At 27.9% G+C, this 24,612-nt stretch carries 26 protein-coding genes; 18 read left to right on the top strand and 8 right to left on the bottom strand.

The window, feature by feature from the left end:
• The first annotated feature begins 164 nt into the window (after positions 1-164).
• The 6 genes from Q0731_RS01630 to Q0731_RS01655 all read left to right on the top strand — a co-directional run bounded on the left by Q0731_RS01630 (position 165) and on the right by Q0731_RS01655 (position 6,804).
• Complete coding sequence (locus tag Q0731_RS01630; RefSeq protein ID WP_299059039.1) at positions 165-530, top strand: four helix bundle protein; 366 nt, start codon at positions 165-167, stop codon at positions 528-530.
• 73 nt (positions 531-603) lie between these two features.
• Complete coding sequence (locus Q0731_RS01635) at positions 604-1,650, top strand: VWA domain-containing protein (protein ID WP_299059041.1); 1,047 nt, start codon at positions 604-606, stop codon at positions 1,648-1,650.
• Between the two features lie 2 nt (positions 1,651-1,652).
• Entirely contained in the window at positions 1,653-2,492 is an 840-nt protein-coding gene (locus tag Q0731_RS01640) for a tetratricopeptide repeat protein (protein WP_299059043.1), read from the top strand.
• 55 nt (positions 2,493-2,547) lie between these two features.
• On the top strand, positions 2,548-4,311 hold the full coding sequence (locus tag Q0731_RS01645) for a BatD family protein (protein WP_299059045.1): 1,764 nt from the start codon (positions 2,548-2,550) through the stop codon (positions 4,309-4,311).
• Positions 4,312-4,315: 4 nt separating this feature from the next.
• On the top strand, positions 4,316-5,065 hold the full coding sequence (locus tag Q0731_RS01650) for an SH3 domain-containing protein (RefSeq protein WP_299059046.1): 750 nt from the start codon (positions 4,316-4,318) through the stop codon (positions 5,063-5,065).
• A gap of 185 nt (positions 5,066-5,250) precedes the next feature.
• Positions 5,251-6,804 (top strand): SulP family inorganic anion transporter, encoded by a 1,554-nt coding sequence (locus Q0731_RS01655; protein ID WP_299059048.1) that lies wholly within the window; start codon positions 5,251-5,253, stop codon positions 6,802-6,804.
• On the opposite strand, the gene Q0731_RS01660 is transcribed toward Q0731_RS01655, so the two are convergent.
• Positions 6,801-7,763: a sodium-dependent bicarbonate transport family permease gene (locus tag Q0731_RS01660; RefSeq protein WP_299059049.1), complete on the bottom strand. Its 963-nt coding sequence runs from the start codon at positions 7,761-7,763 to the stop codon at positions 6,801-6,803. The genes Q0731_RS01655 and Q0731_RS01660 overlap by 4 nt on opposite strands.
• Positions 7,764-7,852: 89 nt before the next feature.
• Here Q0731_RS01660 and Q0731_RS01665 point away from each other — a divergent pair, with 89 nt between their 5' ends.
• Positions 7,853-8,782 carry a LysR family transcriptional regulator gene (locus Q0731_RS01665; RefSeq protein WP_299059050.1) on the top strand — a complete coding sequence of 310 codons (930 nt, stop codon included), beginning with the start codon at positions 7,853-7,855 and terminating at the stop codon, positions 8,780-8,782.
• Positions 8,783-8,924: 142 nt separating this feature from the next.
• Here Q0731_RS01665 and Q0731_RS01670 read toward each other — a convergent pair whose 3' ends face one another.
• Positions 8,925-9,728, bottom strand: a complete 804-nt coding sequence (locus tag Q0731_RS01670) for an SDR family oxidoreductase (protein ID WP_299059051.1) — start codon at positions 9,726-9,728, stop codon at positions 8,925-8,927.
• A 125-nt stretch (positions 9,729-9,853) separates the two neighbouring features.
• On the opposite strand from Q0731_RS01670, the gene Q0731_RS01675 reads away from it, so the two are divergent.
• Positions 9,854-10,168 carry a helix-turn-helix domain-containing protein gene (locus Q0731_RS01675; protein WP_299059053.1) on the top strand — a complete coding sequence of 105 codons (315 nt, stop codon included), beginning with the start codon at positions 9,854-9,856 and terminating at the stop codon, positions 10,166-10,168.
• A gap of 95 nt (positions 10,169-10,263) precedes the next feature.
• Here the strand turns inward: Q0731_RS01675 and Q0731_RS01680 are convergent, their stop codons facing one another.
• Positions 10,264-10,779, bottom strand: a complete 516-nt coding sequence (locus tag Q0731_RS01680) for a CvpA family protein (RefSeq protein WP_299059054.1) — start codon at positions 10,777-10,779, stop codon at positions 10,264-10,266.
• A gap of 85 nt (positions 10,780-10,864) precedes the next feature.
• On the opposite strand from Q0731_RS01680, the gene Q0731_RS01685 reads away from it, so the two are divergent.
• The 3 genes from Q0731_RS01685 (at position 10,865) to Q0731_RS01695 (ending at position 13,144) form a co-directional block, all read left to right on the top strand.
• Positions 10,865-11,218, top strand: a complete 354-nt coding sequence (locus Q0731_RS01685) for a hypothetical protein (protein WP_299059056.1) — start codon at positions 10,865-10,867, stop codon at positions 11,216-11,218.
• Positions 11,219-11,291: 73 nt separating this feature from the next.
• A complete protein-coding gene (locus tag Q0731_RS01690) occupies positions 11,292-12,647 on the top strand; it encodes a TlpA disulfide reductase family protein (protein WP_299059057.1) in 1,356 nt (451 codons plus the stop codon).
• Positions 12,648-12,673: 26 nt separating this feature from the next.
• Positions 12,674-13,144 (top strand): TlpA disulfide reductase family protein, encoded by a 471-nt coding sequence (locus tag Q0731_RS01695; protein ID WP_299059058.1) that lies wholly within the window; start codon positions 12,674-12,676, stop codon positions 13,142-13,144.
• A 6-nt stretch (positions 13,145-13,150) separates the two neighbouring features.
• Here the strand turns inward: Q0731_RS01695 and Q0731_RS01700 are convergent, their stop codons facing one another.
• Both Q0731_RS01700 and Q0731_RS01705 read right to left on the bottom strand, forming a co-directional pair.
• Positions 13,151-14,050, bottom strand: a complete 900-nt coding sequence (locus tag Q0731_RS01700; protein WP_299059060.1) for a DMT family transporter — start codon at positions 14,048-14,050, stop codon at positions 13,151-13,153.
• Between the two features lie 124 nt (positions 14,051-14,174).
• Entirely contained in the window at positions 14,175-14,534 is a 360-nt protein-coding gene (locus tag Q0731_RS01705) for a YraN family protein (protein ID WP_299059062.1), read from the bottom strand.
• Between the two features lie 244 nt (positions 14,535-14,778).
• On the opposite strand from Q0731_RS01705, the gene Q0731_RS01710 reads away from it, so the two are divergent.
• Positions 14,779-15,465: a hypothetical protein gene (locus Q0731_RS01710; protein WP_299059064.1), complete on the top strand. Its 687-nt coding sequence runs from the start codon at positions 14,779-14,781 to the stop codon at positions 15,463-15,465.
• A 343-nt stretch (positions 15,466-15,808) separates the two neighbouring features.
• Here the strand turns inward: Q0731_RS01710 and Q0731_RS01715 are convergent, their stop codons facing one another.
• Positions 15,809-16,810, bottom strand: a complete 1,002-nt coding sequence (locus Q0731_RS01715) for an LD-carboxypeptidase (RefSeq protein WP_299059065.1) — start codon at positions 16,808-16,810, stop codon at positions 15,809-15,811.
• Between the two features lie 90 nt (positions 16,811-16,900).
• Between Q0731_RS01715 and Q0731_RS01720 the strand changes: the two genes are divergently transcribed.
• The 5 genes from Q0731_RS01720 (at position 16,901) to Q0731_RS01740 (ending at position 22,556) form a co-directional block, all read left to right on the top strand.
• Entirely contained in the window at positions 16,901-17,503 is a 603-nt protein-coding gene (locus Q0731_RS01720; protein WP_299059066.1) for a Uma2 family endonuclease, read from the top strand.
• A gap of 208 nt (positions 17,504-17,711) precedes the next feature.
• On the top strand, positions 17,712-19,766 hold the full coding sequence (gene metG / locus Q0731_RS01725; RefSeq protein ID WP_299059067.1) for a methionine--tRNA ligase: 2,055 nt from the start codon (positions 17,712-17,714) through the stop codon (positions 19,764-19,766).
• A 30-nt stretch (positions 19,767-19,796) separates the two neighbouring features.
• The gene (locus tag Q0731_RS01730; protein ID WP_299059069.1) at positions 19,797-21,104 is read left to right on the top strand and encodes an AAA family ATPase; all 1,308 of its coding nucleotides are present in this window, start codon (positions 19,797-19,799) and stop codon (positions 21,102-21,104) included.
• Entirely contained in the window at positions 21,097-21,645 is a 549-nt protein-coding gene (locus Q0731_RS01735) for a hypothetical protein (protein WP_299059071.1), read from the top strand. The genes Q0731_RS01730 and Q0731_RS01735 overlap by 8 nt, the downstream gene beginning before the upstream one ends.
• Before the next feature lie 8 nt (positions 21,646-21,653).
• Positions 21,654-22,556 carry a histone deacetylase gene (locus tag Q0731_RS01740; protein WP_299059073.1) on the top strand — a complete coding sequence of 301 codons (903 nt, stop codon included), beginning with the start codon at positions 21,654-21,656 and terminating at the stop codon, positions 22,554-22,556.
• Between the two features lie 197 nt (positions 22,557-22,753).
• Here the strand turns inward: Q0731_RS01740 and Q0731_RS01745 are convergent, their stop codons facing one another.
• Together Q0731_RS01745 and dut are read right to left on the bottom strand one after the other, a co-directional pair.
• Positions 22,754-22,906: a PspC domain-containing protein gene (locus tag Q0731_RS01745; RefSeq protein WP_299059075.1), complete on the bottom strand. Its 153-nt coding sequence runs from the start codon at positions 22,904-22,906 to the stop codon at positions 22,754-22,756.
• Between the two features lie 94 nt (positions 22,907-23,000).
• Positions 23,001-23,432: a dUTP diphosphatase gene (gene dut, locus Q0731_RS01750; RefSeq protein ID WP_299059077.1), complete on the bottom strand. Its 432-nt coding sequence runs from the start codon at positions 23,430-23,432 to the stop codon at positions 23,001-23,003.
• 165 nt (positions 23,433-23,597) lie between these two features.
• Here dut and Q0731_RS01755 point away from each other — a divergent pair, with 165 nt between their 5' ends.
• Entirely contained in the window at positions 23,598-24,593 is a 996-nt protein-coding gene (locus Q0731_RS01755) for an NAD(P)H-dependent glycerol-3-phosphate dehydrogenase (RefSeq protein ID WP_299059078.1), read from the top strand.
• The last annotated feature ends 19 nt before the right edge of the window (positions 24,594-24,612 follow it).

A 24,612-nucleotide genomic window follows, 5' to 3' on the forward strand; every position in this document is an offset into this window, starting at 1 on the left:
GTTGTGTAACTGTGTAATTGTTGAATCGTTTAATTGTAAAAGACATCATTAATTAATGAAACGAGGAAATTTAAAAAAATAGGTGTCTATTTTATAGGATTTAATCACAATTACACAAATAAACAATTACACAAATAAACAATTACACGATTAAACAAAACAAGATGTATATATTTTCATTTGAAAAATTAGAAGTTTGGAAAGAGGCAATTCAGCTTTCTAAAGAAATATACAAAGTAACTTCTACTTTTCCTAGTGATGAAAAATTTGGATTAATAAGTCAAATTAGAAGGGCTACTAATTCAATTGCAGCAAATTTAGCAGAAGGAACATCGAGAATTACAAATAAAGACAAAGCACATTTTACAACCATCGCATTTAGCAAAACAATGGAAGTTTTAAATCATTTAATATTATCAAAAGAACTAGAATTTATTTCTGAAAAAGAATATTTAAAATTAAGAGAACAAATTTATAAAATATCTAATATGCTTAATGCATTAAGAAATTCACAAATTAAAAAAGTGTAAACGTTTAATTGTGTATTAGTTAAAATGCTACAGTTACACAAATAAACAATTACACGATTACACAATATAATCAATGTACAAAATAGAAGAACCAATTTATTTTTCACTACTAATAATCATTCCAGCAATGATTGTTGTTTTCTTGTTGGTTTTATGGTGGAAAAAAAGAACACAGAAAAAATTTTCTGACATCAACTTGTTGCAAAAATTAGCTCCAAATACATCAACATTTAAATCAGTTTTAAAACTGGTCTTTTTACTTTTAGGAATTAGTTTTTTAATTATTTCTCTAGTAAATCCCAAGATGGGAACTAAACTAAAAACAGTAAAAAGAGAAGGTGTAGATATTGTGTTTGCGTTAGATGTTTCTAAAAGTATGTTGGCAGAAGATATTGCTCCTAATCGTTTAGAAAAAGCAAAACAAATTATTTCTAAGACTATTGATAAATTAGGTAGTGATAGAGTTGGTATTATTGTGTATGCAGGTAATTCGTATCCACTTTTACCTATTACTACAGATCATGGAGCTGCAAATATGTTTTTACAAAACGCCAATCCAGATATGGTTTCTAGCCAAGGAACAGATATCAATGGAGCGTTAGAATTGGCAAAAACGTATTATAATAATGATGAGCAAACCAATCGTTTTTTAATTATTATTTCTGATGGAGAAGATCATCAAGAAGAAACAAAACAAGTGGCACAAACTTTGTCTAATGAAGGTGTAAAGGTTTATACAATTGGTGTTGGTACAGAAAATGGAGGCCCAATTCCTATGCGTGTAAATGGTGCTATGATTGGCTATAAAAAAGATAATAAAGGAGAAACTGTAATTACAAAACGTAAACCGAATGTTTTAGAAGGTATTGCAGATGCTGCAGAAGGGCAATATATTGATGGTAATGTTACAGAAAGACCCGTAAAAATAATTGCCGACATTGTTGCAAATGCTGAAAAAAACGAATTTGAAACCAAACAGTTTTCTGATTACAAAGACCAATTTCAATGGTTTTTAGCAATCGGATTGCTATTCTTACTCATAGATATTTTCTTATTTGACAAGAAAACAAAATGGCTTAAAAAAGTTGATTTGTTTAACGAAGAAAAAACAAAAAAATAATTATGAAAAAATTACCTTACATTTTAGTCGTTTTTTTGATGTTATTTTCATCCAAAGAAATTGTAGCACAGAAAGATTCTATTGCACAACAACGTAAAGCTAGAAAATTGCTGAGACAGGGAAATGAATTATATAATAAAAAACAATTTACAGACGCTTCTGTTGCCTATCAAAAAGCTCTAGGAAATAATACTAAATATGATAAAGCAGCCTATAATTTAGGGAATGCATTGTACCAAAATAGTAATTTTAAAGAAGCTGTACCCCAATATGAATTAACAGCAGAAACAGCAAAAGACAAATTTACAAAAGCAGAAGCATACCACAATATTGGCAATGCAATGATGGAGCAAAAACAATATCAGCCTGCTGTAGATGCTTATAAAAACTCGTTAAGAAACAACCCTAATGATGATGAAACACGTTATAATTTAGCCGTTGCTCAAAAATTATTAGAGAAAGAAAAACAAGATAATAAAGACGATAAAAACAAGGATAACAACAAAGACAATAATAAAGATAAGGATAAAAAAGACAAAGAGGGAAAGGATAAAGACAAAAATAAGGATCAGAAAGACGGAGACGATAAGGACAAAAAACAAGACAAAGATAAAGATGATAAGGGAGATCAAGACAAAGACAAAGACAAAGACAAAAAACAAGACCCTAAAAATAACGAGAAAAAAGAAGATCAAAAGCCAAAACCTCAACAAGGAAAAATGTCTCCTGAACAAGTAAAACAATTACTAGAAAGTTTAAACAACGAAGAGAAAAAAACTCAGAAAAAAATGAATGCTCAAAAAGCAAAAGGAAAAAAAGTGAAACAAGAAAAAGACTGGTAGTTTTAAAATTGTGTAACTCTTTATTCGTTTAAAAGTTTAATTGTATTGAAAATAAATGAAAAGTAAATTAATATTCATATTTCTATTTTTAACAACTATTTCTTTAGTTGCTCAAGATGCTACTTTAACAGCAAAAGTGAGTAAAAATAAATTGGGTTTAAACCAGCGTCTTAGAATAGAATTCACAATTAATAAACAAGGAGGAGATAATTTTACGCCTCCAAATTTTACAAATTTTAAAGTAGTTGGTGGCCCTAGTCAATCTATTAGTCAATCTTGGGTTAATGGAAGAGCTAGTTTTTCTCAATCTTATACCTATATTATTCAACCAAAAAGAAAAGGAGATTTAACTATTGGAGCTGCAAGCATAAAAATTGCAGGAAAAACAATAAAAACTGAGCCAATAAAAATTATCGTTTTGGATGCTGTAGACATTCCAAAAAACCCAAATGACCCTAATTATATTGCAGAACAGAATATTCACTTAGTTGCAGAAATATCTAAATCTAGACCTTATGTTGGTGAAGGTGTTTATGTAGAGTATAGATTATATGTAAGTGAAAACGTTAATGTTTACAATTATGGAGTTTCTGAAGCGCCAAAATATAATGGTTTTTGGCATCAAGATATTAAAATTTCTGGTCAGCCTCAAGTAAAAATGGGTAAGTATAATGGTGAAGATTACAGGTATGTTGTTATGCAAAAAGCTTTATTGGTACCAACAAAAACAGGTAAACTAACCATTGACCCTATGAAAATGGAGGTTGTAATTGGTGTGCCATCAGGCAGAGCAGATTTTTTTGGTAATGCAATTACTAGAAATATTAAAAGAGAATTTGCCTCTGCAAAAAAAATAGTGAGTCCTAGAAGTTTACCTTTAGAAAACAAACCTTTAGATTTTACAGGTGCTGTTGGTAATTTTAAATTTGATGTTTCTTTAAGTAAAGAAGTCTTAAAAGCCAATGAAACTTCTCAAATAAAAGTAGCCGTTTCAGGTAGAGGAAATTTAAAATTATTTGAATTGCCAGAAGTTACAACTCCTGTTGAGTTAGAAAAATATCAACCAGAAAGAAAAGAAAGTGTTAGAGTAAGAGCAAATGGAATTTCAGGTGCTGTGTCAGATTTATACACAGTAGTACCTCAATACAAAGGAAAATATAAAATACCTTCTGTTTCATTCTCGTATTTTAATCCTAATGAAAAAAAATACCATACAATTACCACAGAAGATTTTTTTGTTGATGTTTTAGAAGGAAAAGAATTAAAGCCTACTATTGATGCAGATGCAGTTCAAAAACAAAACGTAAATTCTACAGGTAAAAACTTTAGATATATTCAAACAAAAAGTAATTTAGAACTTTTAGATAGTTATGATTTCTATAGATCAAATTTATTTTATCTTTTATTATTATTGCCTTTGATTGCAATTCCTATCGGAATTTTCATCGCAAAAAGAAATGAAGCAAGAGATAATGATGTTATTGGTAATAAAACTAGAAAAGCAGAAAGATTGGCTAAAAAATATTTATCTGAAGCTAAAAAACAATTGGGTAAAAAAGAACCTTTTTATGAGGCGTTAGAACGTGCTTTACACAATTATTTAAAAGCGAAATTGGGTATTGAAACAGCAGATATCAGCAAAGAAAAAATTACCGAAATTTTAGAAAATAAAAATATTGAAACAACAACAATTCATCAATTTATTGAGGTTTTAAAACACTCTGATATGGCACGTTATTCACAAATATCAACTACAGAAATGGAGGATGAATTTGAAAGAGCAAAACAAGTTATTGTGCAACTAGATAAACAATTGTAATAAGATGAAGAAACTATTTTTTTTATTATTGATAATTACAAATTCTGTTACAGCACAAAATGTAGACAGCTTATTTGTGGCTGCTAATAATTTATACAAAGAGGGCAAATTTGAAGAAGCTATTGAAAAGTATAAAAAAATAGAAGGACAAAAGTTAGTATCGTCTGAACTGTATTATAATTTAGGTAATTCTTATTATAAATTAAACAAAGTTGGCCCAACAATCTATTATTATGAAAAAGGACTGAAATTGAATCCTTTAAATGAAGATATTAAAAATAATTTAGTCTTTGCAAAACGTTTAGCACTAGATAATATTGAACAGTTGCCACAAACTGTTTTACAAAAATTTAATAAAAATTATTTGCAAAAACTATCTTACAATCAATGGGCAATTGTAGTTGTTGTGTTTTCAATATTGGCTAGTTTATTATTTATTTTATTTTATTTTGCTGAAATTCCGCTAAAAAAAAGGTTCTATTTTATAAGTAGTGTTGTAAGTTTTTTCTTTTTAATCGCCTCACTTTTTATCACTTATAATCAATATAATATTTCTAAAAATACAGTTGAAGCAATTGTTTTTGCTGAAAAAACAGATGTAAGAAATGCACCAACTTTAAACTCTGAAGAAGTTTTTACTTTGCATGAAGGTACAAAGGTACTTGTGCTAGATGCTATTGATAATTGGAAAAAAATTAAAATAGCCGATGGTAAAATAGGTTGGATTATTAGAGAAAAAATTAAAGAATTATAGTACTTCAACACAAAAATTAAAACTTATCTTATAAAAATAGTAGAAAATTAATTTTTAATTCTATTTTTAAAATCTCTTATAAAAATATTTATTTTTTTGTAAGTTATTAAAATTCAGTATTTTAAAAACATAGGTTTTGTAAAATTAATTTTATAAATCTATCCTATTACTTTTAAGCGTAAGAAATGAAGTCTTCTAGTATACCAAAAAAAGGGTTTGCAGCATTAAAATCTCATTTTAAATCAGATATTATTTCTGGCTTTAGTGTTTCTTTAATTGCTTTACCATTATGCTTAGGGATTGCAATTGCATCTGGTGTACCTCCTTTAGCAGGTTTAGTTACTGCTATAATTGGTGGTGTTTTAGCCTCTAGAATTTCTGGAACTTTTGTAACTATTAGTGGTCCTGCTGCAGGTTTAATTGTAATTTCTTTGAGTGCAGTAGAAAGCTTAGGATATGCTAATGCATTAGGTACTATTTTAGTTGCTGGAATTTTTGTTGCCTGTTTTGGGTTTTTAAAAGTAGGTAAAATTGGAGATTATTTTCCTTTACCTGCTGTACATGGTATGTTAGCAGCAATTGGAGTGATTATTATTGTAAAACAACTTTTTCCTGCATTAGGAATTCCTTTTGTAAAAGGGAGTGTCTTTTCTTTATTAATACAACTTCCTAAAAAACTAATAGAAACCAATTTAGAATGTTTGTTAATTGCAGTAGGCACTATTATTATTCTTATTGTACACTCTAGAGTAAAAGTAAAATGCTTTCAAATGATACCTGCTCCACTTTGGGTTTTAATTTTTTCTATATCTGCTGCTGCAATTATTGGTACAGAGCATTTAAGTATGGTAGATATGCCAGACAATTTGTTTGGTGAAGAGGGTTTTCAATTTCCATCTTTTACCAAAATAGCATCTAGTGCTTTTTGGGTAGCTGTAATTGGTTTTGCTTTGGTATCTGGTATAGAAAGTTTACTAAGTGCTAAAGCTGTAGATACATTAGATCCTTATAAAAGAGAATCTAACCTAGATAAAGATTTAGTTGCTATGGGCTTAGGGTCTTCTGTTGCTTCTTTAATTGGAGGGTTGCCTATGATTTCTGAAATTGTACGTTCTTCTGCTAACATTTCTTATGGAGCAAAAACACAGTGGGCAAATTTTTATCACGGTCTATTTTTATTAATTTACCTTTTTATTGGTGTTGTAATTATAGAAATGATTCCTATTTCTGCATTGTCTGCTATGCTGGTTTTTACAGGTTTTAAATTGGCTTCTCCAAAAGAATTTAAAGAAATGTATAGCATAGGAAAAGTTCAATTTTTAGTATTTATTACTACACTTATTGCTGTTTTGGCAACAGATTTAATTGTAGGTATTGCTATTGGAATTTTAACCCAATATATATTCTCTTTAATTTATGGTACAAAATTAAACGAGTTATTCCGTTCTAAATTATCAGTAAGTAAAGAAAATGACAAGACTATATTAAACTTAAAAGGAGCTCAAATTTTTTCTAATTACTTATCTCTAAAAAAACAAATTGATTGTTTTTCTAGAGATTGTAAAAAAGTAACTGTAAATTTTACACAAACTTCTTTTGTAGGCCATACAGTTGTAAAACATCTTAAGGCTTTACAAGATAGAAAACTACAACAAGGTGTAATTTTAGAACTTTTACATTTGGATGAATTACAACCAATGTCTAAGCATCCTTTAGCAGATAGAATTAAAAAAAGTTAAAACATCTGTATCACTGCATAATAAATGGGCATTCCTATTGTAATATTAAAAGGAAAAGTAACACCTAAAGCCATTGGTACATAAATACCAGTATCTGCTCTAGGTTCTGCTAGTTTCATAGTTGCTGGTACTGCAATATAAGAAGCACCTGCACCTAAAATTGCAAATAACAATCTATTACCATCACTATCAGTTACATATTGACTTAAATAAGCAACAATTACACCATTTAAAAGAGGAACAACGATACCGAAAACAAATAAGAAAATACCATGTTTTTTAAATCCTTTAATTCTGCTTGCAGTTACCATACCCATTTCTAAAAGAAATAATGATAAAAATCCTTTAAAAATATCTGTTGTAAAAGGCTCAATTCCTCTTGCTTGAGAAGCATCTGCTATTAAACCAATTACCAAACTACCAATTAGCATTAAAACACTACCACCAGTAAAAGAATGTGCTACTAATTTAGGAATTGACTTATTTTTTTTCTGAGTTCTATCAAAAATAACAATTAAAACAACCCCAACAATAATTGCTGGCGATTCCATTATTGCCATAATTGCAACCATGTGTCCTCCAAAACTAATACCTTGGTTTTCTAGAAAAGAAACTGCTGTTACAAAAGTTACAGCACTTACAGAGCCATAAGCTGCTGCAATTGCACCAGCATTTGGTATGCCTACTTTTTTCTTCAATAAAAAGAAAGTATAAATTGGTACAACTACAGAAAGTACAATTGCAAAAATTATTGAATAAATAATTTCTGCATCAAACTCACTATGAGATAGTTCTTGACCTCCTTTAAACCCAATTGCAAATAATAAATAAAGAGAAATAAATTTTGAAGAAGATTCTGGTATTTTTAAATCACTTTTTACCATCGTTGCTATAATTCCTAAAACAAAGAATAGCAAAACAGGGTTTGTTAAATTACTAATTAAAACATCTACATTCATTTTTTTGGTTTTTTTTGATGCAACAAAACTATAAGCAATTATTCATATATTTTTATTTAAATTTGTTATACATAACATAAATAATTTTTATGAACTTTACTTTACATCAACTAAAAGTATTTACCACAATTGTAGAACATAAAAGTATTACAAAAGCTGCTAATGACTTAAATATGACGCAACCTGCAGCTTCTATTCAATTAAAAAATTTTCAAGATCAGTTTGATATTCCTTTATCAGAAGTTATTGGGAGGCAATTTTACGTATCAGATTTTGGAAAAGAAATTTACACAATTGCAGATGATATTTTAAAAAAAACAAACGAAATTCAATACAAAACTGAGGCTTTTAAAGGGCTATTGTCTGGTAAATTAAAAATATCTGTAGTTTCTACAGGTAATTATGTACTCCCCTATTTTTTAAATGGTTTTCTTAAAGAACATCCAAAGGTAGAGTTGGTTTTAGATGTTTCTAACAAAGCACAGGTTATTAAAGATTTAGAACAAAATTTGGTTGATTTTTCTTTAGTAACTGTAAGTCCAAGTCATTTAGATTTAGATGAATTACCAATAATGGAAAACAAACTAGTATTGGTAGCATCTAAAGAAAACAAACTGACCAAAACTAAAGGAGAATCTATTTTTAAATCTACTCCTTTAATTTATAGAGAAGAAGGTTCTGGAACTAGACATACCATGCAAGAATTTTTTAAGAAGGAAAAAATATCGCCTAAAATAAAACTAGAACTAACATCTAATGAGGCAATTAAACAAGCTGTAATTGCAGATATTGGAGTTTCTATTGTATCGCTTTTAAGTATAAAAAATGAGTTACAACAAAACGAACTAAAAATAATACCTGCAAGAGGTTTGCCCTTAACATCTGAGTGGAAACTAATTTACTTAAAAAAGAAAAAGCTTTCACCAGTAGCAAAAGCTTTTTTAAATTATGTTAAAACAGAAAGAGAAAATGTTTTTGGCAATTACTATAGTTGGTTAAAAACAATTGATTTTAGATAATCTATATAAAATAGAGAAAGTTGGCATGTACTTAATATTGGTAAAGTACAAGTCTATTTTTTTAAATTTTATTAGCTAAAATAAAACCAAATCCATAACAAAGCAGTTTCTTTTTTTGTTAAAAGCTATACTTTTTAAAGGATTAAATAAATTTTGAACTATTTAATTCAATAAATTCTTTTGCAGTTATTGGTTTTTTACCTGTAATCATTTCATAATCGTTTGTAGTTTTTGTAAAACTTCCAGCTTCTATAGCTGAATACAAATAACCCATAAAATCTACTAACTCTTTTGGTAAATTATAGCTAAGTAAGGTAGCTTTATATTCATCATTAGTAGGTGAAATATTTGTTATTTTTTTTTCTAAAACATTACTAAAAATTTCAGCAAATTGTTCGTGACTTAAGGACTCACTTCCTGTTAGTGTGTATTCTTTTCCAAAATGTTTTTCTGGTTTTGCTAGAATAGTTTTGCTAGCAGTAGCTACATCATTTACATCTATATAAGCTGTTTTACTGTTTTTTGTAGGTAAATAGATTATTCCGTTTTTAATTGCCTCTGCATCATAATTAATAAAGTTTTGAAATATAAAATTAGGCTTAATTATAGTATAATTTATACCACTTTCTATAATTGCTTTTTCTGTTTTACCAAAAGAATTATTTTGTGTTTTCTCTGCACCATACAATGAAGAGTATAAAATAAATTTCACATTTGATTTTTTAGCCTCTTCAATAAAAGTTTCAACTTTTTTGTTAAAATCAGTAAAATTTGGAGGAGCAATTAAAAAGATTTTCTCAATTCCAATAAGGTTGCTTTTAAATGTTTCTGGTTTATTCCAATCAAATATATCTCTAGATACTGCTCTATTAGCAATTTTGTCCTCTAAAAGTTTATTTAAAACTGCATTTCCAAATGTTCCTGTAGAACCTGTTACTAAAATCATTTTATTGTTTTTTTAAGTTAATAGTTTATATTTGTTACACAAAGAAACTAATAATAGTTTTAATTTGTAACAGTTACCAATTGGTAACAATTATAAATAGTGGTAACTTTTAAGTAACTAAAAAGATGACAGATTTTAAAGAAATAGGCGATTGTCCAATAACAAAAACCTTGGGGTTTATTGGTGGAAGATGGAAAACAATAATTCTTTACATACTTGGTGATAGAACTCTTAGATTTGGAGAAATCTCTGCTCGTATTCCAGCAATTTCTAGAAAGGTACTAACAGAACAATTAAAAGAACTTGAAAAAGATGGCATCTTAAATAGAAAAAAATTTAATGAAATTCCACCAAGGGTTGAATATTCAGTTACAGAATTTGGAAAAAGCCTAAAAAATGTATTAAAAGAAATGGAAAAATGGGGAACAGAAATAGAATAATTAGATTTTACAAAGGATTAATTAAAATAGTGTTTGTTGTTTTTATTGATATAAATTACTCGATAATTATTTTAAATACTTAAAAAAATCTAAATCTACAGAGTTTCTAAAACACTGGTATCTATTTCATCATCTTTAATTATTGAAGGAAAAATAGTTGGAGCGATCTTTTTTACAGGACTATATAAAATAGATTTCTTTAATGTTTCCTTTTCTATAAAAGGAATTGTATCATTCATTTTTCCAAAGAAAATAAAAACTACACTTAAAATTAAACCTATTTTTAAGGCTCCAAAAACACCACCCAAAATCTTATTTATAATACCTAAAGAAGCAAAATCTGCTAATTTTGTTAGTGTTTTTCCTATTAAAGCTATGGTAATAATTATAATAACAAAAGTAATAGCAAAGGCCGCTAAAGAAATATATTCTTCACTCCAAGAAACAGATTCTTTTAAATAATCACCAATAAAATATGAAAATTTTATAGCTCCATAAACTCCACCAATCAAAGCTACTAAAGAAGCAACTTCCACAAAAAGTCCTTTCATTAACCCTCTTACAAACCCAAAAATTAACAATGCAGCTATTACAATATCAAAAGTATTCATGAAAATATTTTTTATCAAACCTACATCTTTTTTTTACAATTTAAAAATGGCATTTGTATCTTTACAACTTCTAAAAAAATAGAACATGCCAAATACAACTACATTAAAAGAAAAATGGGATTTATTAGTTGATAAACTAACCCATCAATTTGCAGATGGAGATGAGTTAAGTATGGATGGAATCATATATTTAGTTGGTGTACAAGAACTTGGTCAGGGTCATAGAGCATTTAAAAAAGATGAAAAAGTAAACTTAATGCACATTGCTATATGCAAATTATTAGAACCTTATGATTATTATGAGTTCGACTATTTTGATGATGAAGGTTGGCCACATTATAAAATAATAACAGAACTGCCAAATTTAAAACCAGGAGAGCAAACTGTTTTAATGAAAGAAGCAATTGTGAACTATTTTGAAACACTAACTTACCTTTAATTGAGAATTAGTACTTTTGGTACACTTATTGAAAACAGTTTACTAGCAACAAAAAAAATCAACTTTTAAAAAGATGAAAAAAATACTAGCTTTTATATTCTTAATTTCTTCATTTGCAAACGCCCAAAATATTGTTAATGCAACAATGTCACCAACCTTAAAAACGGATTGGGTTATTTTATATAAAATTGAAGGAGCAACACAAAAATTTGTTCAAAACTCTAAAATTAAAATTGATACTATTTTTATTGATGGAAAAAAACAAGCTGTTGGAAATTTTAGTTTTACACTCCCTGAAAATACTGAAATTGGAGCTTATAGAGTAAGTTATAAATTACAAGATGCTGGTTTTGTAGATTTTATTTTTAATAAAGAAAACATAAGCTTTCATTTTGATCCAAATAATCCAAACAAATCTGTAGTATTTTCAGAATCTAAAGAAAATATTGTTTACAAAAATTATACAGACGCTGTTACAGAAGCTCAACAAGAACTAAATACAATACAAGTAGAATTTCTAAAAAACCCAAAATCTAAATTAAAAAGTAAGTATCGATCAGCTTTAAAAGAGGTAAAAAAGGTTCAGCAAAAATATCAAAATCTTTCAAATGGTATGTTTGTTAATTCTTTAATAAAAGCATCAGAAAAAAATAATCCTTCAGAAATTATTGCATATACGAATGCATATATGTCTAATACTAAAAATACTTTTTTTGATAACATCAATTTTGCAGACAAAAAGCTTTTAAATTCTCCTTTTTTGGTTGATAAAATCACTGATTATATTTTCTTTATGAATCAGTCTGATAACAAGGAAATGCAAACAAAACTCTATAAAGAATCTATTTATACAGTACTCTCTAAAATTAAAGAATTAACCTTTAAAAAACAAGTAATTGAATATTTAGTTGGTCAGTTTGAATTGTCTAAAAACATAGAAGTAATCGATTATTTATTACAAAAATATAGAGGTTTACCTTACAACATTAAAAATAACTCATTTTTATCAGAAAAAATTTCACTTTTTGCAACAGAAGTAGGTAGAACTGCTCCAGATTTTTCTTGGAGAGAAGGAAATCAACCTTATAGATTGTCTCAATTAAATGGTGCTGAAAATTATATTTTGGTTTTTTGGAGTACTACTTGTTCTCATTGTTTAAGAGAAATACCTAATTTACATGCCTATATAAAAGGAAATAGAAACGTTAAAGTAATTGCGTTTTCTTTAGAAAACGATAAATATGGTTGGGAAAGTTATAAAACAAATTTATATGGATGGCACAATGTTTTAGGACTCAATAAATGGGAAAATAAAATAGCAAGAACTTATAATATTCATTCTACACCAAGTTATTTTATACTAGATGCTAATAAAAAAATTATTGCAAAGCCAGAGGGTTTAAAAGATGTAAAACTATTTTTTGATTAAAATTAATGGTTAAAAGATTCCTTTTTTTGTTCATTTTTTTAATGAGTTGCCCTGTTATTTGTCAGCAAAACTTTAAAATTAATGACGATTTACCAGATTTTAAATTATGGATGTTAGATGGAAGTAGATTAACCAAAAATGACGTTAAAGATAAAGTAGTGGTTTTTAAATTTTGGTTTACATCTTGTATGCCTTGCTTAACAGATATACCAAATTTAAATAAATTTGTAGAACAATTTAAAAACAATAATGATATTCTTTTTATAGCACCAGCTTTAGATAGAAAACCCGTTATAGAGAAATTATTAAAAGTACATCCTTTTCATTTTAAAATTGCTTATTCTGCTATGGATGTTAGTAGCATTTTTAATAAAAAACAAGTGTATCCCTCCTATTTTGTGATTGATAAAAAAGGTAAATTTTCTTATATTGATAATGGCAGTAAAAAATCTGAATTTAAAGATTTAGAACAAGCGGTTTTAAAAGCATTAAAGTAATCGTAACTATTTTTTAGTCTGTTTTAAAGAAGAAAACAGAATGCCTATTATTACTAAAACTGCTCCAAAAAACTGCACTAATGTTAAGCTCTCATTTAAAAAAAATCCCGCTAAAATAATGGTTGATATAGGACCAAAACCAGAAACGATTGCAAAATTAGAAGAATTGATTATTTTTATAGAAGTACTTACTAAAAAAGAAGGTATTACAGTTGCAAAAAACGCAATTAGAAAACCATAACCATAAACTTGCCAAGGCAAATTAAATAAATCTGTTGTACCCATAAAACTAAAGTGGATAAAAACACAAAAACATGAAACTAACATTGCATAAGCTGTAAATTTTACCACACCAAACTTAGGAATTAACCAACCACTTCCTACCAAATAAGAGGCATAGGTTATAGCACTTAAAAGCACAAAAAAGCCTCCTAAATAAACATTGCTTCCTGTAAAAGCAACTTCATCAGAAAAAGCAATTACAATACCTACATAAGATAAAAAGATAGCTAGCGTCTGAAATTTTGTAATTGGTTGCTTAAAAAATAAACGATTTAATATAATTACAATTGTTGGGTATACAAATAAAATAATACGTTCTAAACTAGCTTTTATATAACTTAAACCTTCAAAATCGAAATAACTTGCCAAATAATAACCAACAATACCAAAAAACACCACCCAATAAAAATCCTTTTTTGTAGTGATAACTTCCTTATTTTTATTCCTGTACAAATAGGCGATTACTATATAAAATGGAAAAGAAAAAAGCATTCTTAATAATAACATGGTAATAGCATCTACATTATATGCGTAGGCAAGTTTTACCATTACTGCTTTTGATGAAAAAAGTACAACTCCTAAAATTCCTAAAAAAACACCAAGCCAAAATTTTTTTGTAACCATAAAACTAAAGTAATCTTTAGCATATAGATAGTTCGTTTTCTATTTTTATGATTACGATGTTCAGGGAGATAAATATGCAAATAAATATTTAAATCTTAATTAAGTGTAGAATAACAAAAATTGATTAAAAATGCAGAAAAGCATCTTCTAAATGTTCAATTTTTGTTTTATTGTTTTTGATTAAAATAGCAATAATATCAAAACGAACCTCAACATCTAAATCCTTGTCATTTACATAATAATCAGTAGCAGAAACTATTAATTTTATCTTTTTATCATTTACAGCATCTTGAGGGTTTTCAAAATAATCTGAACTTCTTGTTTTTACTTCTACTGCAACTAAAGTTTCTCCTTTTTTGGCAATAATATCTACTTCTGCTTTTAAATAACGATAATTAGTTTCTAAAATTTTATAGCCTTTTTTTAATAAAAAATCGATGGCTATTTTTTCTCCTTCTTTACCAAGTTCATTATGTTGTGCCATTTTTTTAGTTTTAAGAGGCAGTATTCAGTCATCAATAAAACGCTAAAATTGCCAGTATGTTAAATTACAAATTATTGATTACTTTATACATCATCATAAAAAAAAGGATTATAAACTATAATCTTATCTTTTAACAATCATATTTTTATGTAATGTATAAGCTCAAGATAAAGTATTAATTTTTACAAAAAGTTAATTTTACTAATTTTTAAACATTTAAAAACAGAATCTTTATCTTTACTGTATGACACAGACTACCTTAATTTGTTTTTTTGAATACAAAGGTTTTAAAAATAAATGGCAAGCTTTAGGCAGAATGGGCAGACCACCAATTTCGCTTTCAAACACAAACGGATTAACTTTTTTTAAACCTTTAGGAACAGGAAGTGGCAATGGTTTTTCTATAAAACCAGATTTTTCTACCTTTGGGTTTGTTGCTGTTTTTAAAACAGAAGAACAAGCTAAAAAATTCACATTTTCTAATGATTTAAAGCAATATAAAAAAACGGCAACTAACTTTAGTATTGTGTTTATGAAAACCATTAAAAGTCATGGAAAATGGAGCAAAAAAAATCCGTTTAAAAGTAGTGTAGAATTAAATAAAAGCAAACCTTTAGCAGTAATTACAAGAGCTACCATTAAACCCAAATTAGCGTATAAATTTTGGAAAAACGTACCAGAAGTTTCAAAATCTATGGATCATTACAAAGAATTGGTCTATTCTAAAGGAATTGGCGAATTTCCGTTATTAATGCAAGCTACTTTTTCTATTTGGTCCTCTGCAGATGCAATGTTTAATTATGCATATAGCAACCCAAAACATGCAGAAATGGTAAAAAAAACAAGAGAACTTAATTGGTATTCTGAAGAGTTATTTGCACGTTTTGAACCTTATAAAGTAGAAGGGAATTTAATACCTATGTTTCTTTAAAAGAAAAAAAGTCTGTGATAACATTCATTGAGTTTTCTTAAAATTTAGTAACAAAATAATTCAAGACAAACTCGTACTTGTACATTTCCACAAATTCACCAATTTTAATGCTAAATGATGTTGAATAGCTATTTTCAACTTTAATTTCACAAATAAAGGCCTTTGGTTTTCTAAATTTGTAAAATTATTTTAGACTAAATCATAAAATAATTCGTGAATTCGTGGCAAAATTTTAGAGTGCATCATTTTTTAAAAAGTAGGCGTTTGCTCCTTCAAAAAAACTAATTAAAAGACCTTACACTTTTTAAAAAAACTGGTAAGGTTTAGCAATAGGAAATTACATTTATTCTTCAAAAACAACAGCATACTGATAATTACTTACTTTTAACGCAATATTTCGCCCAAAAATTAATGCTCTATTATCTGCTTCATGACCTGCAGGAAAATCAAAAAATACAGGAATATCTGTTGGCACAACATCTAAAATTAACTGCTCTATAGAACTCCCCCAATTTGTAGAATTTTTTTTAACAGCACTCATATTTCCTATAATTACAGCAGTTACTTTTGTAAAATAATTGGCACGTTTTAAACTTTGTAACATCCTATCTATAGCATATTTATATTCGCCAATTTCTTCAATAAAAAGTATTTTATTTTCTGTTGATAATTGACTCTCAGAACCCAGCATAGAGGTTAAAATTGCTAAATTTCCACCAATTATTTGCCCTTTTATTTCTGTTGATGTAGCTTGTACTGAGTTTGACGAAGTACGATTGTATTTAGAAGAGGTAATTTTATAAGTCAAATTTTTGCCAAAAAGCGCTTTTTTAAAAGATGAAATTGTTTCAATAATTTCTTCTGATTTTTCTTCTAAACTTGTTGCCATCATTGCATGAATCGTTTCAAAGCCTAAATTATGAATATGATTGTGAAACGCAGTAATATCAGAATAACCAATGATCCATTTAGGGTTTTGTTTAAACTTTGTAAAGTTTAATAAATCTAAAATTCTAACAGAGCCATAACCTCCTCTAGCAGCCCAAATAGCTTTTATATTTGGATTGTCTAATGCATCTTGAAAATCTTGGCAACGCTCATTATCAGTGCCTGCAAAATGGTTGTTTTGGTTGAAGATATTTTTGCCTAAAACTACTTTTAAACCCCAACTTTCTACTAGTTTTTTTGCTTTTTTGATGGTTTCTTTTCTGTTTTTTAAAATTCCTGCAGGAGCAACAATTGCAATAGTATCTCCAACTTTTAAATAAGGTGGTGTTTTTAATTTTTCTTGGGCTTTTATAGAAGAGAAACTCATCAATAATAAAAGGAATACAGTCTTTTTCATAGTAAAACTAAATCAGAATTCAAAAATAGGAATATAATAACTATTATGTGCTTATTTAAAAAAATTGTAACTTTATAAAAATTACAAGCCATGGAAAATAGTGTTGAAGAACCAGCAATTGAATACGATAAAATTTATACGTACGCAGATTATTTAAAATGGCGTTTTAAAGAGCGTATAGAAATTTTAAAAGGAAAGGTTTTTAAAATGTCTCCTGCTCCTGCAAGAAATCATCAAGTTACCTCAAGAGAATTGGGTAGAATTTTTGTGAATCATTTTCATAAATCTTCTTGTGAGGTTTATATTGCCCCTTTTGATGTTCGTTTAGTTGATAAAAGAAAAAACTCTACAAAAGACGAAGATATTATTACTGTATTTCAGCCAGATTTATGTGTTATTTGTGATTCTAAAAAACTAGACAAACGTGGTTGTATTGGTGCACCAGATTTAATTATAGAAATTTTATCACCCAGTAATTCTAAAACAGAAATGAAAAACAAATACGAATTGTTTGAAGAAAATGGCGTAAAAGAATATTGGATTGTAGATTATGTGTATAAAACAATTCACAGGTATATTTTACAAAACGGAATTTACATCGGTTTAAAACCACTAATTGCAGAAGAAACTGCCAAAAGTTATATTTTTCCTGACTTACAATTTACAGTTGGAGAAATTTTTGAAGATGAATAATTCCTAAAAAACATGGTTGTTTTGTCGATAAAAAAATCATCAGAATTAAAATTTTAGACCTTTTTTCATCAAAATTAAGTCTTGTTTCTCGGTTCTAATCGTATAAAAATCTATCTCTAGTAAATGTATTTATTTTCAATGTCTTTTAAAACTCGGTTTTTTGTACTTTTGCACTTCAAAAATTAGTAGTAAAAACAAGAGAAATAGGATGAGTACTCCAAAAAGATATACAATTACAGCAGCTTTACCTTACACAAACGGTCCAATACATATTGGGCATTTAGCAGGCGTGTACGTTCCTGCAGATATTTATGCACGTTATTTGCGTTTAACGGGTAATGATGTGGCTTATATTTCTGGTTCTGATGAACATGGAGCTGCCATACCAATGAGAGCTAAAAAAGAAGGAGTTTCGCCTCAAGATATTATCGATAAATATCATGGAATTATTAAAAAATCTTTCGAAGATTTTGGAATTTCTTTTGATAATTATTCTAGAACATCCTCTAAAATTCATCATGAAACTGCCTCAGATTTTTTTACAAAAATGTATAAAGAGGGCGAGTTTGTAGAAGAAGTTTCTGCACAATTGTATGACGAAGAAGCAAACCAATTTTTGGCAGATAGATTTGTTGTAGGAACTTGTCCAAAATGTGGTTTTGAAGAAAGTTATGGAGACCAATGTGAAAACTGTGGAACAAGCCATAATGCTACAGATTTAATCAACCCAAAATCTGCAATTACAGGCAATGTACCTACTGTAAAAGAAACAAAACACTGGTTTTTGCCTTTAGACAAACATGAAGATTTTTTACGCGAATGGATTTTAAAAGGCCATAAAAAAGACTGGAAACCAAATGTGTATGGCCAAGTAAAAAGTTGGGTAGAAGATGGTTTAAGACCAAGAGCAGTAACTAGAGATTTAGATTGGGGTATTCCTGTGCCTTTAAAAGATGCAGAAGGCAAGGTATTATATGTTTGGTTTGATGCACCAATTGGTTACATTTCCTCTACCAAAGAATGGGCAGCAAGAGAAGCTAAAAATTGGGAAGATTATTGGAAAAAAGAGGATACCAAACTGGTACATTTTATTGGAAAAGACAATATTGTTTTTCACTGTATTATTTTCCCTTCGATGTTAAAAGCACATGGAAATTATATTTTACCAGATAATGTACCTGCCAACGAATTTTTAAACTTAGAAGGCAATAAATTATCAACCTCTAAAAATTGGGCAGTTTGGTTGCATGAGTATTTAGAAGAATTTCCAGATCAGCAAGATGTTTTGCGTTATACATTAACTGCAAATGCACCAGAAAGTAAAGACAACGATTTTACATGGAAAGATTTTCAGGCAAAAAACAATAATGAATTGGTTGCCATTTTTGGAAATTTTATAAACAGGGTTGTTGTTTTAACTAACAAATATTACAACGGAATTGTTCCTGTTCCAAACGATTTTACAGAAATAGATGAAGATGTTTTAGCAGCAGTAAAAGAGTTTCCAAACACTATTGGTAAATCTATAGAAAGATACCGTTTTAGAGAAGCAAGCCAAGAATTAATGAATTTAGCAAGATTGGGTAATAAGTATTTAGCTGATGAAGAACCTTGGAAAGTTATAAAAGTAGATGCTGAAAGAGTACAAACAATAATGTATGTTGCTTTGCAAATTTCTGCAGCTTTAGCAGTCGTTTCTGAACCATTTTTACCATTTACTTCAGCAAAATTGAAAGGTATTTTAAATATTGATAAATGTCTTTCTTGGGAAGATATTACTGGTAAAGATGTTTTAATAGCAGAAAATCATCAAATAAACAAAGCAGCATTATTATTTTCTAAGATTGAAGACAAAACAATTGAAGCTCAAATAGAAAAATTACAAGCTACAAAATTAGCAAATGAGCAAGAAAATAAAATAGTAGAACCACAAAAAGAAACTATAGAATTTGATGATTTTACCAAACTAGACATCAGAATTGGTACTATTTTAGAAGCAGAAAAAGTAGCAAAAACTAAAAAACTTTTAAAGTTAAAGGTTGATGTTGGTATTGATACTAGAACGATTGTTTCTGGTATTGCAGAGAGTTTTTCGCCAGAAGATATTATTGGGCAACAAGTGTCTGTTTTGGTAAATTTAGCACCAAGAAAAATACGTGGTGTAGAAAGCCAAGGTATGATTTTAATGACAGATACAACTGATGGAAAATTGGCTTTTGTAGGTCCTACAAAAGAGGTTAAAAATGGGGAGCAGGTAAGTTAGAATAAATCTTTATATTTATTTAATATTATTATGGCAAATAACACACTTTATATAGAAAATTTTGGACCTATTAAAAAGGCTAAATTAAAAGTTAAGGACTTTATGATTTTCATTGGACCACAATCTTCTGGGAAAAGTACTTTAGCTAAATTGATAACAATTTTAAATGATTTTAATTTTAGAAAAAATGATGATTATTCCTTTAAAGATGAGCTTATAAAATATAATATTTTATCTTACGTAAAAACCAATACTGTTATAAAATATCAATCACCATTATTCAACTTTGATTATGACAGTAAAAAAGGTGAAAAAAAACTTGATTATGTTGGAATATATGGAGAATTAAAAGCAATAAATCCTCAAAGCATAAAAGTTGCTAATGCTATTTTAAATGTAATGCTAATTACAATAGCTTTAGATGATAAATTAGATATTCTTAATAGAGAACTTTTAAAGGATAAAAATTTTGGACTAAAAAAGGATTTAATATCTAAATTAAAAGACGATACTAAAAATTTTGCTAAAACTATTCTTGAATTATACGAATTAGACTTTAACTTAGAAAATCTTAATAAACTTTTTTCTCCAATTAATAATTTAATTCCTTTTATAACTCCTTTAGACTCAATGTACATTCCCGCTGAAAGGACACTACTTCCATTAATTAGTGATAATTTAGCAGGCTTACTTAACAATAAAGTAAAATTACCAAATCATATAACTTTTGCTGCTCAAGAATACGAAAAAGCAGAAAAAGAGATAAAGGAATTAGATCTTTCAATTGCAGGAAATTTAAGATTTAAAAGAATAAATAACAAATCGTACATTTATCATAACACTAATCAAAAAATACTTTTAAGTGAAGCTTCATCTGGTGTTCAAACTCTATTACCTCTATTATTAATATTAGAAATTTCTTTTAAAAACAAAAATTATATAAATCTAAATTATGTAGTTGAAGAACCAGAACTAAATCTTTTTCCTGAAGCACAATATCAATTATTAAAACACTTAACAAAAAATTGTTTAGAAACAAATAATAATATAAAATCTAAAAACTTAATAATAACTACTCATAGCCCTTATATTTTAAGTAGTGTAAATAATTTATTATTATCTCACAAAAAGGGTTTAGTTAATAAAGAAAAAATAAATAAAGTTATTAGTTCTAAAAGTTGGGTTAATCCTTTAAATTTTGACGCATATGAGGTTAAAAATGGTAAAGTAAGAAAGATTTTTAATAGTAAAATTGGTTTAATTGAGGATACGATGATTGACGAAGTTTCCGAAATAATAATGGATGATTTTAAAGAAATAGCTTCAATAAATGATTAATCAATTAACAGAAAAATACCCGAATTTAACTAGTGATTCTTGTCATGAAACTCTCAAGGACTCTTTTTTTATTAAAGACACTTTAAATGGAAAATGTTTAACATCATTAAATTCAGAGGGAGCAACCTGTTTTGTTGAAAATACGAATGATGAACAAATAATTTTTGTTGCTGTAGATGCTTGTTTAATTAAAGATACCACTATTAAAAAGTGTGATACATTAGTCACTAAAAATAAAATAATCTGGTTTATTGAATTGAAAGAAATAATTCAATCAGGAACAAGAAAAAAATTTATTAAACGTAAGAAAAATCATCGTAAAAAAGCTTTAAAACAAATAGCTTCAACAATAAATGATTTTAAAAGCAAAGGTATTGATTTTTCGGGATACTTTGTAGCTGGACTAATATGTTTTCCTCCTTTCCCTTCTATTGCTTTACCTACTAATATACCTACAACATCTTCACAAGTTAGAATTTTAGAATTTCAAAAAATATGTGGTTATACTGAACTTCATGAAGGAAATTATATTTCTTTATAAACTCAAAAATGCTAAAAATAGCACATCATTCAATTTATAAGCATCCATTAAAAGAAGGACATCGTTTTCCGATGGAAAAATATGATCTTTTACCTCAGCAATTAATTTACGAAGGAACGTGTACAAAAAAAAACTTCTTTGAACCCCAAATACCTAATAACAAACATTTTTTTACAGTTCATACACCTGAATATTTTTTTGATTTATTAAACATAACTCTTTGTCAAAAAGCAGCAAGAAAAATAGGTTTTCCTTTATCAGAAACACTTATTAAAAGAGAAATGATAATTGCAGATGGCACTCTAAAAGCATCTGAATTTGCATTAAAAAACGGAATTGCAATGAATATTGCAGGTGGAACACATCATGCTTTTTCTAACAAAGGAGAAGCTTTTTGCATTTTAAATGACCAAGCAATTGGTACAAAATATTTACAAAGTAAAGGTTTAGTTGGTAAAGTTTTAATTGTAGATTTAGATGTTCATCAAGGAAATGGTACCGCAGAAATTTTTAAAAACGATGCTACTGTATTTACCTTTTCTATGCATGGCAAAGGCAATTATCCGTTTGTAAAAGAAGTCTCAGATTTAGATATTGCCCTAGAAAATGGAACAAAAGACGCTGAATATTTATCAATATTAAAAGAAACACTTCCAAAACTCATCAACCAAGAAAAACCAGATTTTATTTATTATTTGTGTGGTGTAGATGTTTTAGAAACAGATAAATTGGGTAAATTATCGTTAACTTTAGCTGGTTGTAAAGAAAGAGATCGTTTTGTTTTACAAACTTGTTTTAATTTGCAAATACCTGTAATGTGTTCTATGGGTGGAGGCTATTCTCCAGATATTAAAACCATTATAAATGCCCATGCAAATACGTTTAGATTAGCTCAAGAAATTTATTTTTAATAGTTAAGGTTAAATTCTAAAAATTACTTAATTTTAGAATACAAATTAAATATATGTATAAATAAGATGAAAAAATCTTACCCAAAAGTAAATAAAACTAAGAATTAAAAATTCTATTATAGAGTAAGCAAGTTCTATTAGTTAAGATATTTCTTTTAAGAATCAATGATAATTTCTAAGGATTTATACCCTGTTACCTACTCCCCAGAAAGTACTTTAACCAACCAAAGAATAAAGTAAAAACCAATACCTAAACCACCTAATAAAACTAACAACACAAATAAAATTCTAATATTTTTTGCTGTAAAATTTGTTTTTGTACTCAACCAATCACAAACACCTAAAATCATAATTTTGTTTTTTTATTATTTTTACATTGTCAATTCGATTAATTTCGATGAAAAACTGAAATTATATTGAGATCTAATATACAAGTTAAATTAATTAAACCCCAGTACTTCCAAAACCACCAGAACCACGTTCTGTTTCAGATAAAACAGTAACTTCTTGCCAATTTACTCTTTCGTGTTTTGCAATAATTAATTGAGCAATTCTTTCTCCATCATTGATTATAAAATCATCATTAGATAAATTGACTAAAATTACACCAATTTCACCCCTATAATCTGCATCTACAGTTCCAGGAGAATTTAAAACCGTAATTCCTTTTTTAGCAGCCAAACCACTTCTGGGTCTTACTTGTGCTTCAAAACCAATTGGTAAAGCTATAAACAAACCTGTTTTAACAATGGTTCTCTCTAAAGGTTTTAGTGTAATTGACACATCAATATTTGCTCTTAAATCCATTCCTGCTGCACCTTCTGTTTCGTAATTTGGTGTTGCATGTTTCGATTTGTTAATTAATTGTACATTCATTTATATGGTCTTAATAAATTATATTTTGTGAAAAACTGTAGTCTTTTTACTAAATGTAAATTTTTATAAATAGGTTTTGTAACTTCACAAATATAATAATTAGCAAATGCAATCATCAAAAGATACTAATTTTATTACTTTTGAAATTTTTAAAATATATTTATAATGAGCAATCAGAAAAAAATAGCGGTATTTGGAGGTGGAAGTTGGGCTACTGCTATTGTAAAAATGTTAAGTGAAAACTTAGAGACAGTTGGTTGGTACATGAGAAGTGAACAAGCAATTGAACACATCAAAGAAAATGATCATAACCCTAATTATTTACAATCTGCAGAAGTTTTTGCACGTCAATTAGATTTGTCTAGTGATATAAATTACACCGTAGAAAATTATGATGTACTTATTTTTGCAATTCCCTCTGCTTTTTTAATGAGCGAATTAAAAAAACTGAAGTATTCTTTAAAAGATAAAACTATTTTTTCTGCAATTAAAGGGATTGTGCCAGAAACAGGACTAATTATTGGTGAGCATTTTAATAAAGAATATAATATTCCTTTAAAAAATATTGGTGTAATTACAGGTCCTTGTCATGCAGAAGAAGTTGCTATGGAACGTTTATCTTATTTAACAATTGCTTGTGAAGATGAAGAAAAAGCAAAATTTATAGAAAAATCAATACAAAGTTGGTACATAAAAACCAAGATTTCTGACGATATTATTGGTACAGAATATGCTGCAATGTTAAAAAATATTTATGCTGTTGCAGCAGGAATTGCTCATGGTTTAGGTTATGGAGATAATTTTCAGGCAGTTTTAATGAGCAATGCTGTTAGAGAAATGAAACGTTTTATTAAAAAAGTCCATAAAATGAAACGGAATATCAATAACTCTGCCTATTTAGGCGATTTATTAGTAACAGGATATTCTACTTTTAGTAGAAATAGAATGTTTGGTAACATGATTGGTAAAGGATATACTGTAAGATCTGCACAACATGAAATGAGTATGATTGCAGAAGGCTATTATGCAACAAAAAGTGCTTTTAAAATAGCAAAAGATAATAATGCTAACACACCTATTATAGACACTGTTTATAGTATTTTATATGATAACAAAAATCCAAAAAAAGAATTTAAAAATTTGACAGATAATTTAGACTAATAAGTTTAAAATTCTTAGC

The organism is uncultured Polaribacter sp. (assembly GCF_947497695.1).
Lineage (GTDB): Bacteria > Bacteroidota > Bacteroidia > Flavobacteriales > Flavobacteriaceae > Polaribacter.